The 16567-nt window shown below is 46.0% G+C and carries 17 protein-coding genes and 1 riboswitch; of the genes, 12 read left to right on the top strand and 5 right to left on the bottom strand.

Translation table 11 applies throughout. From position 1 onward, the window contains the following. Positions 1–24: 24 nt before the first annotated feature. Genes dksA through Pas1_RS09000 form a run of 6 tightly spaced genes read left to right on the top strand, consistent with a single transcriptional unit; the run spans position 25 to position 4978 of the window. A complete protein-coding gene (gene dksA, locus Pas1_RS09025) occupies positions 25–408 on the top strand; it encodes an RNA polymerase-binding protein DksA (protein WP_174683308.1) in 384 nt (127 codons plus the stop codon). Between the two features lie 12 nt (positions 409–420). Beyond that, positions 421–1323 carry an acetylglutamate kinase gene (gene argB / locus Pas1_RS09020; protein ID WP_112205611.1) on the top strand — a complete coding sequence of 301 codons (903 nt, stop codon included), beginning with the start codon at positions 421–423 and terminating at the stop codon, positions 1321–1323. Between the two features lie 21 nt (positions 1324–1344). Beyond that, entirely contained in the window at positions 1345–1983 is a 639-nt protein-coding gene (gene slmA / locus Pas1_RS09015) for a nucleoid occlusion factor SlmA (protein WP_112295066.1), read from the top strand. Further along, entirely contained in the window at positions 1980–3119 is a 1140-nt protein-coding gene (metX, locus tag Pas1_RS09010; protein ID WP_112295065.1) for a homoserine O-succinyltransferase MetX, read from the top strand. Before slmA ends, metX begins: the two co-directional genes overlap by 4 nt. Next, positions 3116–3697 carry a methionine biosynthesis protein MetW gene (gene metW / locus Pas1_RS09005; protein ID WP_112205605.1) on the top strand — a complete coding sequence of 194 codons (582 nt, stop codon included), beginning with the start codon at positions 3116–3118 and terminating at the stop codon, positions 3695–3697. Before metX ends, metW begins: the two co-directional genes overlap by 4 nt. Positions 3698–3712: 15 nt before the next feature. Further along, the gene (locus Pas1_RS09000; protein WP_215273587.1) at positions 3713–4978 is read left to right on the top strand and encodes an AmpG family muropeptide MFS transporter; all 1266 of its coding nucleotides are present in this window, start codon (positions 3713–3715) and stop codon (positions 4976–4978) included. Here the strand turns inward: Pas1_RS09000 and Pas1_RS08995 are convergent. After that, a complete protein-coding gene (locus tag Pas1_RS08995) occupies positions 4975–5757 on the bottom strand; it encodes an exodeoxyribonuclease III (RefSeq protein WP_112236825.1) in 783 nt (260 codons plus the stop codon). The genes Pas1_RS09000 and Pas1_RS08995 overlap by 4 nt on opposite strands. Positions 5758–5765: 8 nt before the next feature. Between Pas1_RS08995 and pyrE the strand changes: the two genes are divergently transcribed. Next, complete coding sequence (gene pyrE, locus Pas1_RS08990; protein WP_112295064.1) at positions 5766–6434, top strand: orotate phosphoribosyltransferase; 669 nt, start codon at positions 5766–5768, stop codon at positions 6432–6434. A gap of 3 nt (positions 6435–6437) precedes the next feature. On the opposite strand, the gene dapF is transcribed toward pyrE, so the two are convergent. Genes dapF through Pas1_RS08975 form a run of 3 tightly spaced genes read right to left on the bottom strand, consistent with a single transcriptional unit; the run spans position 6438 to position 9130 of the window. Continuing rightward, positions 6438–7298: a diaminopimelate epimerase gene (dapF, locus tag Pas1_RS08985; RefSeq protein WP_112209373.1), complete on the bottom strand. Its 861-nt coding sequence runs from the start codon at positions 7296–7298 to the stop codon at positions 6438–6440. Positions 7299–7351: 53 nt separating this feature from the next. Continuing rightward, positions 7352–8251, bottom strand: coding sequence for an LpxL/LpxP family acyltransferase (locus tag Pas1_RS08980; RefSeq protein WP_112295063.1), 900 nt, complete (start codon positions 8249–8251; stop codon positions 7352–7354). An 18-nt stretch (positions 8252–8269) separates the two neighbouring features. Beyond that, a complete protein-coding gene (locus Pas1_RS08975) occupies positions 8270–9130 on the bottom strand; it encodes a lysophospholipid acyltransferase family protein (RefSeq protein WP_112205597.1) in 861 nt (286 codons plus the stop codon). 203 nt (positions 9131–9333) lie between these two features. Between Pas1_RS08975 and metK the strand changes: the two genes are divergently transcribed. The 3 genes from metK (at position 9334) to metF (ending at position 13025) form a co-directional block, all read left to right on the top strand. Then, positions 9334–10500, top strand: a complete 1167-nt coding sequence (gene metK, locus Pas1_RS08970) for a methionine adenosyltransferase (RefSeq protein ID WP_112205595.1) — start codon at positions 9334–9336, stop codon at positions 10498–10500. A gap of 45 nt (positions 10501–10545) precedes the next feature. Next, a riboswitch (S-adenosyl-L-homocysteine riboswitch) is annotated at positions 10546–10653 on the top strand. Between the two features lie 61 nt (positions 10654–10714). After that, complete coding sequence (gene ahcY / locus Pas1_RS08965; protein ID WP_112295062.1) at positions 10715–12166, top strand: adenosylhomocysteinase; 1452 nt, start codon at positions 10715–10717, stop codon at positions 12164–12166. A gap of 28 nt (positions 12167–12194) precedes the next feature. Next, positions 12195–13025, top strand: a complete 831-nt coding sequence (gene metF / locus Pas1_RS08960; protein ID WP_112236816.1) for a methylenetetrahydrofolate reductase [NAD(P)H] — start codon at positions 12195–12197, stop codon at positions 13023–13025. Here the strand turns inward: metF and Pas1_RS08955 are convergent. Next, positions 13014–13634, bottom strand: a complete 621-nt coding sequence (locus Pas1_RS08955; RefSeq protein ID WP_112295061.1) for a 5-formyltetrahydrofolate cyclo-ligase — start codon at positions 13632–13634, stop codon at positions 13014–13016. The two genes, metF and Pas1_RS08955, sit on opposite strands and share 12 nt — an antisense overlap. 42 nt (positions 13635–13676) lie before the next feature. Here Pas1_RS08955 and Pas1_RS08950 point away from each other — a divergent pair, with 42 nt between their 5' ends. Together Pas1_RS08950 and Pas1_RS08945 are read left to right on the top strand one after the other, a co-directional pair. After that, complete coding sequence (locus Pas1_RS08950) at positions 13677–15641, top strand: lytic transglycosylase domain-containing protein (protein ID WP_225971612.1); 1965 nt, start codon at positions 13677–13679, stop codon at positions 15639–15641. A gap of 16 nt (positions 15642–15657) precedes the next feature. Then, positions 15658–16566, top strand: a complete 909-nt coding sequence (locus Pas1_RS08945; RefSeq protein WP_112295060.1) for a complex I NDUFA9 subunit family protein — start codon at positions 15658–15660, stop codon at positions 16564–16566. Position 16567 lies beyond the last annotated feature (1 nt).

The raw sequence follows: 16567 nt of genomic DNA, 5'->3' as shown, positions 1-16567 counted from the left end.
GCCCCACTCACTGAAGCGACTTTAATGAAGATGTCCGACAAAGAGTATATGAATGCCGCTCAATTGGATTTTTTCCGTCAAAAGCTCCTAACCTTAAAAGACGATATCTTGAAGAATGCATCAGAGACCACCGAGCATTTACGTGAAAATATTTTGGTTCCTGATCCAGCTGATCGGGCAACGATTGAAGAAGAACATGCGCTTGAATTGCGCACTCGTGATCGCGAGCGCAAACTGTTGAAAAAAGTTGAGCAGGCTCTAGCCCGGATTGAGTCTGGTGACTATGGTTGGTGCGAAGAGACCGGCGAGCCGATTGGCCTTTCACGCCTGATCGCAAGACCCACCGCGAACTTATCCCTTGAGGCGCAAGAACGTCGCGAGTTGCGTCAAAAATTATTTGGCGAATAAATTCTCACCCAGATGACGAATTCATTACCCTCGCTCGCCGATATTCCGCCAATCTTAAAGGCGGAGATTTTGGCAGAAGCATTGCCCTACATTCGTCAATATCATGGCAAGACTATCGTCATTAAGTACGGTGGTAATGCGATGGTAGAAGAGCGCTTGAAAGAAAGTTTTGCGCGCGACGTCATTTTGCTCAAGCTCGTTGGCATGAATCCTGTTGTAGTTCACGGCGGCGGCCCCCAGATTGATGAGGCTCTCAAAAAGATTGGTAAGGTCGGCACCTTTATTCAAGGGATGCGCGTCACCGATGAAGAAACCATGGAAGTAGTCGAGTGGGTTCTGGGTGGTGAGGTACAGCAAGATATCGTCATGTTGATTAATCATTTCGGCGGCCAAGCAGTGGGCTTAACCGGAAAAGATGGCGGCTTGATTCATGCGAAAAAATTATTAGTACCTGATGAAAATAAGCGTGGCCAAAATATTGATATTGGCTTCGTAGGTGAAATTGAAGCAATTAATCCCGCAGTAGTAAAGGCGCTTCAGGATGATGCTTTTATTCCGGTGATCTCTCCAATTGGATTTAGCGCAGAAGGTCAGGCCTACAACATTAATGCGGATTTGGTGGCCGGTAAGATGGCTGAAATTTTGCATGCTGAGAAATTGGTGATGATGACTAATATTCCTGGCGTATTGGATAAGAATGGCAAGCTCCTAACCGATTTAACGGCTCGAGAGATTGATGAATTATTTGCAGATGGAACGATTTCTGGAGGCATGCTGCCTAAGATTTCATCTGCGCTAGATGCAGCTAAAAGTGGCGTGAATTCAGTTCATATTATTGATGGCAGAATTGAACACTCCCTACTATTAGAAATTTTGACTGAGCAAGCTTTCGGAACGATGATTCGTTCTCGATAGATATTGAATAAGCGATAAGAGATGCCAGATTCTTTGAATTCAGCGAGCAATATGGATGCTGATAAGACGCGCAAACGTCCGCGTCCTGGCGAGCGCCGCTTACAAATTTTGCAAGTCCTTGCTGAGATGTTACAAAACCCTAAGGGTGAGCGCGTAACCACTGCAGCCCTAGCGGCGAAGATTCAAGTCTCAGAGGCTGCGCTTTACCGTCATTTTGCTAGCAAAGCACAAATGTTCGAGGGCTTGATTGCTTTTATTGAGCAAACCGTTTTTGGATTAATTAATCAAATCAATCAAAAAGAAGAATCTGGGCTTGCTCAAGCCCGCGGTATTTTGCAAATGCTCTTGTTCTTCGCTGAAAAAAATCCTGGCATGACCAGAGTTCTACTCGGTGATGCTTTATTGCAAGAGGATGATCGTTTGCAAGAACGCATCACTCAAGTGCTAGATCGAGTAGAGGCCTCTCTGAAGCAGGCCTTGCGCATTGCCCAGACTCAGGGTGGAGCGTGGGCTCAGGTTAGTCAGGAAGAGGTGAGTATTCGAGCAGCAATGCTGATGAGCTTTGTTTTGGGGCGTTGGCATCGATTTGCACGTAGTGGTTTCAAAAAACTACCAACTGATGCGTCTGATATTAGTCTGCGCATTCTTCTGTCCGAATGAGCGAGTTACACCTCTCTAGAAATACAATCCATTTTGCCGAGCCCTTGCCTTTGCAGAGTGGCGCCATATTGGCTGGCTACGATTTAGTTATTGAAACCTACGGCAGACTTAATCCAGCAAAAAGCAATGCCGTTCTAATTTGCCATGCCTTAAACGCATCGCATCATGTCGCAGGGCCAAGCCCAGATGATCCAGAGGATATCGGCTGGTGGGACAACATGATTGGTCCGGGTAAGCCAATTGATACAGACCATTTTTTTGTCATTGGCGTCAATAACTTGGGTTCCTGTTTTGGTTCAACTGGGCCAATGAGTCTTAATTCCGCAACTGGCAAACCCTATGGCGCTGACTTCCCTGTTATTACAGTAGAAGACTGGGTAAACACCCAGGCCAGACTTGCCGATAAATTAGGTATTCGTAAATTTGCAGCAGTAATGGGTGGTAGTTTGGGTGGAATGCAAGCGATGGCTTGGTCTATTCAATTTCCAAAGCGCATTGAGCATTGTGTGGTGATTGCATCTACTCCTAAATTGAGCGCACAAAATATTGCATTTAATGAAGTTGCACGTAACGCAATTTTGTCTGACCCCGATTTTCATGGGGGCAACTACTATGCACACAATGTAATACCAAAGTCAGGCTTAAAGCTGGCTCGTATGGTTGGTCACATTACCTATCTGTCTGATGACGATATGGCAGAAAAGTTTGGCCGAGAGCTCCAGCGTCCAGTTGGAGAATCCAATGATTATCGCTTTAGCTTTGATGTTGAATTTGAAGTAGAAAGTTATTTACGCCACCAGGGCGAGAAATTCTCTAAGTATTTTGATGCAAATACATATTTACTCATTACGCGCGCTTTAGATTATTTCGATCCAGCACGTCGTTATGAGGGCAGTTTGCAACGCGCATTAGCGGAAGTGCAGGCCAAGTTCCTAGTGGTCAGCTTTACAACGGATTGGCGCTTTCCGCCTAATCGTAGTCGAGAGATTGTGGCGGCTTTGCTCAGCAATAAGAGTGAAGTTAGTTATGCCGAAATCGATGCGCCACACGGTCACGATGCTTTTTTACTAGATGACCCACGTTATCACCATTTAATTCGAGCGTATTTTGATCAAATGCATGAGGCTCGCAGATGATCCGCAGCGACTTTCAAGCGATAGCTAAGTGGATAGCCCCTAATAGCCAAGTGCTTGACTTGGGTTGTGGCGATGGTAGCTTTCTGGAATATTTGCAAGAGCAAAAACCGGTTCATGCCTATGGTGTAGAGATAGATGACTCAAGAGTCCTCTCGTGTGTGCACAAGGGGTTAAATGTGATTCAGCAAGACCTTGAAGGTGGCTTAGCCTTATTTGAGAACGATAGCTTTGATACTGTCGTACTTTCACAAACATTACAAACCATTCATCAAACTGAGAAGATTTTGCGTGAAGTGGTTCGAGTGGGCAAAGAGTCAATCATTTCTTTTCCGAATTTTGGCCATTGGTCACATCGCCTTGCAGTCGGTTTGGGGCATATGCCGGTATCTAAGAGCCTTCCTTATCAGTGGTACAACACGCCCAACGTTAGGGTGCTGACAGTGGCAGACTTTGAGAAGCTCGCATCCAATCTCGGCTTGAAAGTCATTGATCAATGCATCTTGCATGATGGTCGTGAAGTGACTTTGCTGCCTAATCTCTTTGGAAGTCTTGCGTTGTTCCGCATTTCTCGCGCTTAACCATTTCAGAATCTGTTGAGTAATATTCAGACAAGCTACAGCGTTCCCAGCAATACTAGGGCGTTTATTGCCTGTGCTTTTTTAGGCTTTGCGAGTGGCTTGCCTTTATTCATTCTCTATAACTTGCTCTCGGCTTGGCTCAAGTCCGAGGGCGTAGATCTCAAGGCCATTGGTTTATTCGCATTGGTTGGCTTTCCCTATACCTGGAAGTTCTTGTGGTCCCCTTTTTTAGATCGTTTCCCCTTACCTTTTTTAGGAAGACGGCGTGGTTGGATGCTGGTCACCCAAATCATTACGATGCTTGCAGTAATGGGAATGGGCTTTTTCAATCCCGTTTCTGAAATCTGGATTGTCGTTGGCTTAGCAGCAGTGGTTGCGTTCTTTTCAGCCAGCCAAGACATTGTGGTGGATGCCTATCGTCGCGAATGGTTAAGCGATGAGCAATTGGGGTCGGGTACTGCGCTCTTCGTAAACGCGTATAAGTTATCCACTTTAGTTCCAGGATCACTTTCATTAATCCTCTCGGATTATCTGCCCTGGTCTACGGTATTCATGATTACTGGCGCATTCATTGCAATCGGGCCTATCGTCACATTGATGCTGCCTGAACCAACTTTGCGTGGCACACCACCACACACTTTGCGTGAGGCAGTACTAGAGCCATTTAAAGAATTTATTTCTCGTAAAGGCTGGGGCTTTGCACTGACCATCTTGGCGTTTATTTTTCTATATAAGCTCGGCGATTCGATGGCGACCGCACTGGCGACCCCCTTTTATATGGACTTAGGCTTCACTAGAACCCAGATTGGTTTAGTAGCCAAGAACGCAGGCTTATGGGCTAGCCTAGCAGGAGGATTTTTGGGGGCCTACTGGTTGCAGAAGATCACGATTGCCCGTGGACTCTGGATCTTTGGCCTCTTGCAGGCCTTGGCTATTTTAGGTTTTGCTATTTTGGCTAAGGTTGGTTTAAGCCCTTGGGTCTTGGCTTGGGTGATTGGGTTTGAAGCCTTCGCAGTTGGTTTGGGAACGGCTGCGTTTACTTCATTCATTGCGCAAGTAACAGACCCACGTTACACCGCTACCCAATTTGCTTTGTTTACCAGCCTCGCAGCAGTACCTCGTACCTTCATCAATGCCATTACGGGATATATCGTTGAAGCCTTGGGTTGGTTTAATTTCTTTATGTTGTGTTTTGCTTTAGCGATTCCAGGAATGCTTTTGTTAATAAAGATTGCACCATGGAATCACACCACACAAGTGCATCCTTCGTACGAACCCTAGATCGACCAATCGTAATCTATGATTAGAGGTGCATGATCTGAAAAGCGTTCGCTTTTATACACCGAAGCTTTCTTAGCGCTAGCTGCAATTGCTGGCGTAGCAATTTGATAGTCAATTCGCCACCCAACATTCTTTGCATAGGCTTGCCCGCGCTGGCTCCACCAGGTATAGCACTCATCACTTGTCTTGGGTTCAAGTCGACGATAGATATCAACATAGCCAACCTTGTCGAATAAGTTCGTGAGCCAGGCTCGCTCCTCGGGTAAGAAGCCTGAGTTCTTGAGGTTGCCTTTCCAGTTCTTGAGATCAATTTCTTGATGGGCAATATTGACATCGCCACACAGCACAATTTCACGGCCAGATTTTTTCAGTTTGACCAGATGAGGTAAAAAAGCCTCAAGATAGCGAAACTTGGCTTCCTGTCTTTCTTCTGAGCTCGAGCCGGATGGCATATAGACGGAGATTACAGACAGTTTTTTAAAGCGAGCCTCAACGTAGCGACCTTCAGCATCAAACTCAGCATTACCAAAGCCATAGAGCACATCATCGGGTTGGTGAGGGGTATAAATTCCACACCCGCTGTAACCCTTTTTTTCGGCATGATGAAAGTAGCCTTTAAGTCCAGTGGGATTGAGAATATCTTCCTCTAGATCGTCCCGCTGGGCTTTGAGCTCTTGCATGCAGATGAAGTCTGCCTTTTGAGCAATTGCCCATGGCAGAAAGCCTTTTTTGGCTGCCGAACGAATACCGTTGAGGTTAGCGGAAATGATGCGTAACATGGAGGCCTATGAGCTCAGAAAATTCTAATCAAGATAACTTTATTCGTTTTGCCTTAGAGGCAAAGGTTTTGTCCTTTGGCGAGTTTAAAACTAAAGCAGGACGACTATCTCCTTATTTTTTTAATGCCGGCGGCTTTAATGATGGCAAGAGATTAAGTAGCCTTGGCCGTTACTACGCCCAAGCCTTAAGCAACTCTCAAATTCAATTTGATATGTTGTATGGTCCAGCCTATAAAGGAATCACCTTGGTGGCATCTACAGCAATTGCTCTGGCTGATCAAGGACGCAATGTACCTTACGCATATAACCGTAAGGAAGCCAAAGATCATGGCGAGGGCGGTTCTTTGGTAGGCGCCCCAGTCCAAGGCAAGGTAGTCATTGTGGATGATGTCATTTCAGCAGGAACGTCCGTCCGTGAATCTGTTGATTTGATTCGGTCTGCAGGAGCTGAGCCAGTTGCGGTATTAATTGCCCTAGATCGAATGGAAAAATCAGGGACTGCTACTGAAATAGGAAAGCAGTCTGCGGTGCAGGCTGTTGAGCAAGAGTTTGGTTTGCCAGTAATTGCCATTGCAAACTTGGCAGATCTGATGAGTTTCTTGGCTGCTTCCAGTAATGCTGAGCTCGCCAACTACCTGCCTGCCGTAAAAGCCTATCGTGATCAGTACGGTTTGTAGCGCTTAATTAAGCTCTATTTCGCCTTCAAAGACAGTAGCAGCAGGCCCTGTCATGATGACGGGCTGAGTAATGCCATCCACAATGCCCCTCCAAGAGATTTGGAGATCACCGCCGTGGGTATGGACTTTGACTGGGGAGTCTAATAGGGCGCGACGAATACCTGATACCACTGCTGCGCATGCACCAGTGCCACAGGCCAGTGTTTCTCCGGCACCACGCTCAAATACCCGTAATTTAATTTCATGGCGATTCAGAATCTGCATATAGCCTGCATTCACTCTCTTAGGAAAAGCAGGGTGGATTTCAATCGAAGGCCCCTCAATGCGAACTGGAGCGCTGTCAACATCCAGCACAATTTGTACTGCGTGGGGATTGCCCATAGATAAAACAGCAATCCAATCATCGTGAGCACCCGGATTTTTTCCAATGGGTAGTGCATAGAGCATTTCATGAAACTCTTGCTTACTAGCAATGCCCTCAGGATTAAATGGAACTAGGGCAGGCTCAAAAATAGGGGCGCCCATATTAACCTCTACGTCCCCATTCTCGAGAGCTCTGAGACTAATAACGGTGTGAGCCACTTCAACTTGCAGTGGATTTTTTTTCGAGAGACCCTGCTCATGAACATAACGTACAAAACAGCGGGAGCCATTGCCACATTGCTCTACTTCGCCACCATCTGCATTAAAAATACGATACCTAAAATCCGCATCAGAGCGAGTGGGCTTTTCAATCAATAAAATTTGGTCAGCACCAACTCCGAATTGACGATTAGATAAAGCACGCCATTGATCCTGGGTGATCTTACTCAAGTCTTGATCAATACCATTCACGACAATGAAATCATTACCAGCACCATGCATTTTGGTGAAGCGCAGTTTGCGTGATGGGGTGTTCAAAATACAAAGTCCTTCAACTAAGAGTAGAGGTTTGGTTCGCCTGGCGGCCGATGTTTAAACCGCTTATGAACCCAATAGTACTCTGCCGGCCTTTCTCTCACAAGCTCTTCGATGTAACGATTTAAGCGTGCGGTATCTTTTTCCACATCATCAGATGGGAAGTTAGGTAAGGCCGCGCCGATATGGCAAGTGTAGCCATTGCGATCAGGGTTAAGGGTGGTTGTCATTAGGCAGACTTCAGCACCACTTAATTTCGCTAATCGAGAAACAGAAGTGATCGTATTGGTTGGAATGCCAAAGAAGGGAACAAATACTGAATCCTTGGGACCAAGATCAATATCAGGCGCAATAAAAATGAAATTCCCTGTTTGAATCTCCCGAATGAGATCGCGTAGACGACTTTGTCGCTCAATCGACTTGCCCCCAAAGCGATTACGCCACTCAATCATTTTTTGGTTGAAGAAGGGGTTCTTCATATTTTGGTACAGGCCAGCACCTCTGGGCCAGTCGTGCTTACTCGCTAGAGCCGACAAGGCCATGAAGCCTCCCTCTAAACCAAGAAAGTGAGGGTTAATCAACAGGCGAGGCTTACGATCGCCCAATGTAATTTCAGACTCAATCGAAACGATGTCAGTAATTTGCTTATCACTTCCAAGCCAAATTCGACTGCGCTCCAGCACACTGCGACCAAATAATTTCCAATGCTCGAGAGCCATTGCATCAATTTCAGACTCACTCAAGCTAGGAAAACATAAACGCAAATTGGTTTTCACAACTTTTGCACGCTCATTCGGAATATGCGCTGCGAGCCAGCCGAGACCATAACCAATCCGAATCGTCAGTTGATAAGGTAAGAACGCAAATAAGCGCAAAAGATTGAGCGCTAAAAAATTGAATAAGTTCTGGAGCCAAATCATTGTCGTTAGCGACCTCTGTTATTGGCTTGGAGGCAGCTCTGCACCAGCTGGATGCTTGTAGCGGTTATATGCCCAGATAAACTGTTCTGGTGCTTTAAGGATCGCATGTTCAATAGCCTGATTCATTTCAGTGGCAGCTAGATTTGCATTTTCTGAAAAAGGGGCTAGACGCGTTGCCTGCATTAACCAGCCTTGCCCTAGATTTTTGCGCTTAGCAGTAAACATGATGACTGGAGTCTTGTTGCGATTGGCAAGGCGCGCTGGCAAGGGTGAGGTGTAGGCGGGACGACCAAAGAAAGGTACCCAAACACCATCGCCCCCACTGGGAACTTGATCAGGCAGAATGCCAATGGCTTCGCCTTTACTTAAGGCGCGAGTCATTTGCCTGACGCCATTTAAATTGGTCGGCACAAAATGCATATTGGGATAAGCGCGGCCTTCTTCAACAATACTATTGAGCCAATTCTGTCTTGATGGTCGATATAAGATGGTGGCAGGGAAGTGCTGAGCAAGGACGCGTGGAATGATTTCAAAGCCACCTAGGTGAGGTGTCAACATCACAAGCCCATGTCCTTCGTTAATAGCAGCCTCGACCAACTCCCAATTTTGAATTTCTACTAGGCCAAGCGCTTGTTTGGGATTGCGCCAAATCCATAAACTGTCTGAGAAGAGTTGACCTGATGCCATGACAGCACTCCATAGTCGAGATTGAAGTCGATGGCTTGTAATAACTGCATCGTATTGGGAACGAAAGAGTTCACGATAGCTACTCGATCCGATATAAGCTAAAAGACCCAAACAGGCGCCAATGATTTGCACAATGCATAAGGGCAGCGCAGCAATCAAAACAAGAATGGGCTTTATTAGGAGTTTTTGCACCTATCAATGATATTCAATCATTGGCATAGGACCAAATTTCTCGGTGTTATTGAAATATTTCTTATTTTTGGGATAAAATAAACCCATCGCCGAGTTAAGACAACTTGCAGGGCGATTCACAAAATCTGCTAAAGCGTCGCCGTTGTAGTTCCTGGCACGTCGAGTTGTCCTAATGATCGTGTTAATTTTTAAAGGAATATGCAATGGCTAACGATTACTTCTTTACCTCAGAATCCGTTTCTGAAGGTCACCCCGATAAAGTCTCTGATCAGATCTCTGATGCCATCCTAGATGCCATCCTGACTCAAGATCCAACTGCACGTGTTGCAGCTGAAACACTTTGTAATACTGGATTAGTGGTACTGGCTGGTGAAATCACCACTAACGCCAATGTGGATTACATTCAGGTAGCCCGCAATACCTTGCGTGAAATCGGTTATGACAATACGGCTTATGGCATTGATTACAAAGGCTGTGCAGTCTTGGTAGCCTATGACAAGCAAAGCCCGGATATTGCTCAAGGCGTTGATAAGGCCCATGATGATGGTCTCGATCAAGGCGCTGGTGACCAAGGCTTGATGTTCGGATACGCTTGTGATGAAACTGCCGAGTTAATGCCTTTGCCCATTCATTTATCGCATCGTTTAGTAGAGCGTCAATCTCAATTACGTCGTGACGGCCGTTTGAATTGGTTGCGTCCAGATGCCAAATCCCAAGTGACTCTGCGCTATGTCGATGGCAAACCCGACTCTATTGATACTGTCGTACTTTCTACTCAACATGCTGAAGACATCTCTCTAGAGAAATTGCGTGAAGCCGTGATTGAAGAAATCATTAAACCCGTATTGCCAAAGCACTTAGTAAAAGGTGCCATTAAGTATCTCGTGAATCCCACTGGCCGCTTTGTTATTGGTGGCCCACAGGGCGACTGTGGCTTGACTGGGCGCAAAATTATTGTGGATACCTACGGTGGCGCAGCGCCTCACGGTGGCGGCGCTTTCTCTGGCAAAGATCCCTCTAAGGTTGACCGTTCGGCTGCTTATGCAGGTCGATATGTTGCTAAGAACGTCGTTGCTGCTGGATTGGCTACCAAATGCTTGATTCAGATCTCTTATGCGATTGGTGTGGCTAAGCCTACTTCAGTGATGGTGAGCACCTTTGGAACTGGCAAAATCTCGGATGAGAAGATTGCACAGCTTGTTTCTGAGCACTTTGATTTGCGTCCCAAGGGCATTGTGAAGATGCTCAATCTATTGCGTCCGATCTATCGCAAAACAGCTGCTTACGGCCATTTTGGTCGTGAAGAGCCTGAATTTACTTGGGAGCAATGTGACAAAGCCCCCGCATTAAAGGCTGCAGCAGGTTTATAAGCAGTACTGAGTCAAAAGTGGGGAAATTGATTACAATTTCCCCATACCTTCAAGGAGCGTTGCAAGGATTGCTGTGAACCAGTCAATCCCCAGGCTTGGAGGGTGTAAATTTTGCTATCCCGAATTTACTAATTGCAACCGCGCTCGCTAACCCATAATCCAATGGCTAGCGAGTATCTACTCCAGCATTGGGTTGTATTTAGCTGGAGCATTCATGAATACTGTTTCTGATTTCAATCTACAAGATTTCGTAGCCACTCGTTGCGCTATTGCCGATATCTCTTTATCTGACTTTGGTCGTAAAGAAATTGCGATTGCTGAGACCGAGATGCCTGGACTCATCGCAATTCGTGATGAATTTGCTACCCAACAACCTTTGCGTGGCGCTCGCATTACTGGCTCTTTACATATGACGATTCAAACAGCCGTGCTGATCGAGACTCTCGAAGCACTCGGCGCAGAAGTGCAGTGGGCCTCTTGTAATATTTTCTCGACCCAAGATCATGCTGCTGCAGCGATTGCTGCCAATGGCACTCCGGTCTTTGCAATTAAGGGCGAGACACTTGAGCAATATTGGGATTTCACGCACCGCATCTTTGAGTGGGCTGATGGTGGATTCACCAATATGATTTTGGATGACGGCGGTGATGCTACCTTGCTCTTACATTTGGGCGCACGTGCTGAAAAAGATCAAGCTTGCATTAGTCATCCTACTGGCGAAGAAGAAACTATTCTGTTCGCTGCTATTAAAAAGAAATTGGCCATCGATCCAACCTGGTACTCAACCCGCTTGGAGAAAGTCAAAGGCGTTACAGAAGAAACAACAACAGGCGTACACCGTCTCTATCAAATGTTTGCTAAAGGCGAACTTAAGTTCCCCGCAATCAACGTAAACGACTCAGTAACTAAGAGTAAGTTCGATAATCTTTATGGTTGCCGAGAATCTTTAGTGGACGCGATTAAGCGTGCAACGGATGTGATGATTGCCGGCAAGGTTGCTGTGGTTTGTGGTTATGGCGACGTGGGTAAAGGTTCTGCACAAGCCCTGCGCGCCTTGTCTGCTCAAGTTTGGGTGACTGAGGTAGACCCCATTTGTGCTTTGCAAGCTGCCATGGAAGGTTATCGTGTTGTCACGATGGACTACGCTGCTGATAAAGCAGACATCTTTGTTTCTGCAACAGGCAACTACCATGTCATCACTCATGACCATATGGTCAAGATGAAAGATCAAGCGATCGTTTGTAATATCGGCCACTTCGATAATGAGATCGATGTTGCTGGAATTGAAAAATACCGTTGGGAAGAAATTAAGCCCCAGGTTGATCATGTGATTTTCCCTGCTACTAACGGCATGCCCGAGAAGCGCATCATCATTTTGGCTAAAGGCCGTTTGGTAAATCTGGGTTGCGGTACTGGCCATCCTTCCTATGTCATGAGCTCTTCATTTGCAAATCAAGTCATTGCACAAATTGAGTTATGGAATGCTGTTGGTACAGACAAGTACCCTGTTGGTGTTTATACCTTGCCTAAGCATCTTGATGAGAAGGTGGCACGCCTACAGTTGAAGAAGCTCAATGCACAGTTAACCGAGTTAAGTGATCAGCAAGCTTCTTATATCGGCGTCACTAAGCAAGGGCCTTATAAGCCTGATCACTATCGTTATTAATTAAACCGTTTAATACAAGGTCAAAGCAATGGAACTGAGCGTTGAATTCTTTCCTCCTAAAACACCAGAAGGTGAGAACAAATTACGCCTTGTACGCGAGCGCTTGAGTGAAGTACTCAAGCCCGCGTTTTATTCCGTTACCTTTGGCGCTGGTGGTTCTACGCAATCTGGCACCTTGAAAGTGGTGAGCGAGATTCATGCCGCCGGTGCAATGGTTGCTCCGCACTTATCTTGTGTAGGTAGTTCACGTGAGAGTGTGTGTCAAATGCTTAAGCAGTATCAATCCTTAGGCATTAAGCGCATCGTTGCTCTGCGCGGAGATCTTCCCTCTGGCATGGGCCAATACGGCGAGTTTCATCATGCTAATGAGTTGGTGGAATTTATTCGTTCTGAGACGGGTGACTGGTTTCATATCGATGTCGCCGCTTATCCAGAGACTCATCCTCAAGCGAAATCACCAGCCAGTGACATTGACTTTTTTGTTCAGAAAATGAAGGCAGGCGCGAATTCAGCTGTCACTCAGTATTTTTACAATACCGATGCCTACTTTCGTTTTGTAGATGAAGCTTACGAAATGGGCGTTACTCAGCCAGTGATTGCCGGAATTATGCCGATCACTAACAGTACTCAACTACTGCGTTTTTCTGATGCTTGTGGTGCTGAGATTCCACGCTGGATTCGTTTGCGCTTGCAGTCTTATGGAGATGACGTCGCCTCGATTCGGGCCTTTGGTGAAGAGGTTGTCACTGATCTGTGTGATCAGCTGTTAACAGCTGGTGCTCCTGGCCTACATTTCTATTCCTTAAATCAAGCAGACGCCGTTTTGGCTATTGCCGATAACCTCAGTCTAGGGTCTTAAGCCCGACTCAGTCAGCATGTAGGTCAAGGCTTCGTCATGGGGCTGCGCAGACCACTTGGCACCATCTAGTTTTTGCCACTCAAAGCCAATACCAATGCATATAGGTTGGTGCCCAAGCTTTTTTAGGAGAGCTAAGGTTCTATCAAAATAACCGCCACCATAGCCCAGTCTCCAGTACCGCTTCTTGTTCTCCGACTCCGACCATCCAACACAGGGCAGAAAAATACAGTCAGGCAGTATTTTGGGTCTCTGAAGGTTGCTAGGGGTCGGCTCTGGAACACCATGCTTGCTGGGACTTAAAACGTCACCCTCTTGCCAAAGATAAAAATCTAAATGCTTATCTTCTTTTGCAAAAGGCAGCGCTAGCTGTCGATGGGTTTGGCCTTTAGCCCAGTCTAATAGGGTGGGTCGTAAATCAATTTCATTTTGAATAGGGCAATACAAGGCGATTGTATTAAGGGCTTGGCCTTGATTGATCAAAAATTGATTCAATACCTCAATAAGCCTCTCCTCGGTTTGAGCATAGTCTGGCGATGCCATAAACTCACTGCGTTGCTTGAGCAAGTCTTGGCGAAGAGATTTTGTTGAATTACCGTGCATATCAAGCATTATCGGGTGAAAATTAAGAAATATAGTAAACAAGGTTACATAGTGAGAAAGCCGTTCCAGAATCCCCTATCAATATTGAAAATCCTCTTTGGGTTGCTAATCCTATCAGCAGCTCTGCTGAGCCCCGGTGCTTTTGCAGATAAGCCAAAGAAAGTCAATTTGCCCAAGTCCTATGAAAGCAAGTTAGCCCCAGAAGAAATCACCGACGCTGACCGTACTTTTATCGAGTTACGTGAAGCTGCTAAGAAGAATGATGTATTTAGGTCTCAGCAATTGGCTGCAGCTTTAGCAAATTATCCTTACGACGATTACGTTGCTTACTTTCGAATTAAGCCCCAATTATTTGATAGTGGAGGCGGAGCCCGCGCAGATACCGGTGCAGATACTCAAGTCAACACTTTTTTGAATCAGTATCAAGGGAGTGCGATTGCAGATCGAATGCGTAATGACTGGTTGCTCGTATTGGGCAAACGAAAAGATTGGAGCAATTTTGATGCCGAGTACGCGAAGTTTATTGTCGATGACGACACAACAGTGAAATGTTACGTACTGCAATCACATTTGGCTCAGGGCGAGAATGCAAGCAAGGTTGCCTTTGATGCGCGCAGCATTTTGATCGACCCTCGTTACTTTGGCCAATCTTGCCAAGAATTGGTGCCGCTCTTAGTTCAGGCTGGAGGAATGACTACTAGCGAGGGAAGGGCGATTGGGCGTGCTGCTAATGAAATGGGCTTTGATACGATGTCGCGTCGCTTGGGTGGTGAAGATCCTATTGCTGATGTAGTGAAGATGGCTAAAACAGACCCTGTAAGAGCCTATAAAGATTTTCAGCAAATTGGTAACCGTTACAGTAAAGAAAATCAGGCAGTGGCTTGGGGGGTGATTGGCCAATTTTTGGCTAAGAAACTGGACCCTAATGCCGATGATGCGTATCGACTTCAGCAGTCCTTGGGCTATAACGAACTTCTTTCTACCGAGAGCCAAGAATGGAAAGTGCGTGCCGGCCTTAGAGCGAAGGATTGGCTTTTAGTAAAGCAAGCCATCGAGGGTATGAATCCAACGGTACGTAGTCGCGATCCGGCTTGGACCTATTGGTATGGTCGGGCGCTTAAGGCAGAAGGTCAAGATGCTAAAGCCCGCGAATCCTTTGAGCTAATTCAGGATCAATTTAATTTTTACGGACAACTTGCCCGCGAAGAGTTAGGAAAATCAAATCATGCGCCAGCCCGGACAAAAGTGTCTGAGCAAGAAATTGATGTGATGGCAAATCGTAATGGTTTTATTCGTGCACAACATCTTTATGCAATGAACCTGCGATTTGAGGGCAACCGAGAGTGGAATTGGGAGTTGCGCAATATGTCTGATAAGCAGCTATTGGCAGCTGCTGAGTATGGGAAACGCGTGAATTTATATGATCGCGTTGTGAATACCGCTGATCGAACCAAGCAAGAACATGATTTCACCTTGCGCTACCCAACTCCCTTTAAAGATGATTTAGCACCGATTGCTAAACAGATTGATTTGAATTTGGCTTGGGCATACGGACTCATTCGTCAAGAATCTCGTTTCATTATGAATGCTTCATCGAATGTCGGCGCCTCTGGCCTGATGCAAGTGATGCCAAATACTGCTAAGTATGTTGCCAAGAAGATCGGGATGACTTCATATACCAGCCAACAGCTCCAAGATAGAAATACTAACTTAACGCTTGGTAGCAATTACCTCAATATGGTTCTCAATGATTTGGATGGTTCGTGGGTTCTGGCCTCAGCTGCCTATAATGCCGGGCCCGGCCGCTCCAAGCAGTGGCGTGAGAAATTGGATGGACCGGTTGAGGGCGCCATCTTTGCTGAGACCATTCCTTTTAATGAGACGCGCACCTATGTCAAGAATGTGCTATCTAATTCCAGTTATTACGCATCTGTCATGCAAGGACAGTCACAATCCTTAAAACAGCGTTTGGGCATTATTGCTCCGAAAGCTGCAACGCAAAGCGATTTACCTTAAAGAGATAATCATTCTTATGAAATACGACATCTTACTCATCGGTGGCAATGGATTTGTAGGCCGCGTTTTGGCTGCTAAATTACAAAACGCAGGCTACTCAGTATTGCTGCCCACTCGACACCTGACTGCAGCACGTGAACTTAGAATGTTGCCCAAGATTCATCTGGAGGATGCCGATATTCATGATTTTGATGAGTTGCAAAACTTATGTGGCCGGATTCAGTCTCATGGAGCTGTCATCAATTTGGTTGGTGTTCTGCACGATAAGCCTGCCAAACCCTATGGGAAAGTATTTAAGGCAGCGCATGTCGAACTGCCTAAAAACATTATTACCGCAATGCAATTACATGGTTTGAAACGCTATCTCCACATGAGTGCTTTAGGCGCTGATGAACATGGCCCCTCCATGTATCAGCGTAGCAAAGGTGCTGGCGAGGCTGCAGTGAAAGCTAGCAATCTTGATTGGACAATTTTTAGACCCTCTGTCATTTTTGGCGCAGCTGATCAGTTTATTAATTTATTCTCTAAGCTAACTACATTATTTCCAGCTTTACCTTTGGCCCATTGTGATGCAAAGTTCCAGCCCGTTAGTGTGGATGATGTGACTAGTGCTTTTGTGCAATCCCTCACCATGCCCCAGACAATTCGCCAATCCTATGATTTTGTTGGACCAGATGTATTGACTATGAAAGCCATCGTGGAGTTTGCGATTCATAAAGCAAAGACATCCTGTTTGATTATTCCTGTGCCCAATATAGTGGGATATCTACAAGCGCTCGCATTTGAATATTTACCAGGACCGACTCTGATGTCTCGGGATAATATTGCCTCGATGAGTTTGCCCAACACTTTGCCAGTGAATGGCCAAGACGCCTTAGTCGATGTTTTTGGAATTAGTCGCCATACGCTTGAAGGAATGGGCTAGT

This window comes from Polynucleobacter paneuropaeus (assembly GCF_003261235.1).
Lineage (GTDB): Bacteria > Pseudomonadota > Gammaproteobacteria > Burkholderiales > Burkholderiaceae > Polynucleobacter > Polynucleobacter paneuropaeus.
This window is presented reverse-complemented; position numbering and strand designations above follow the sequence as displayed.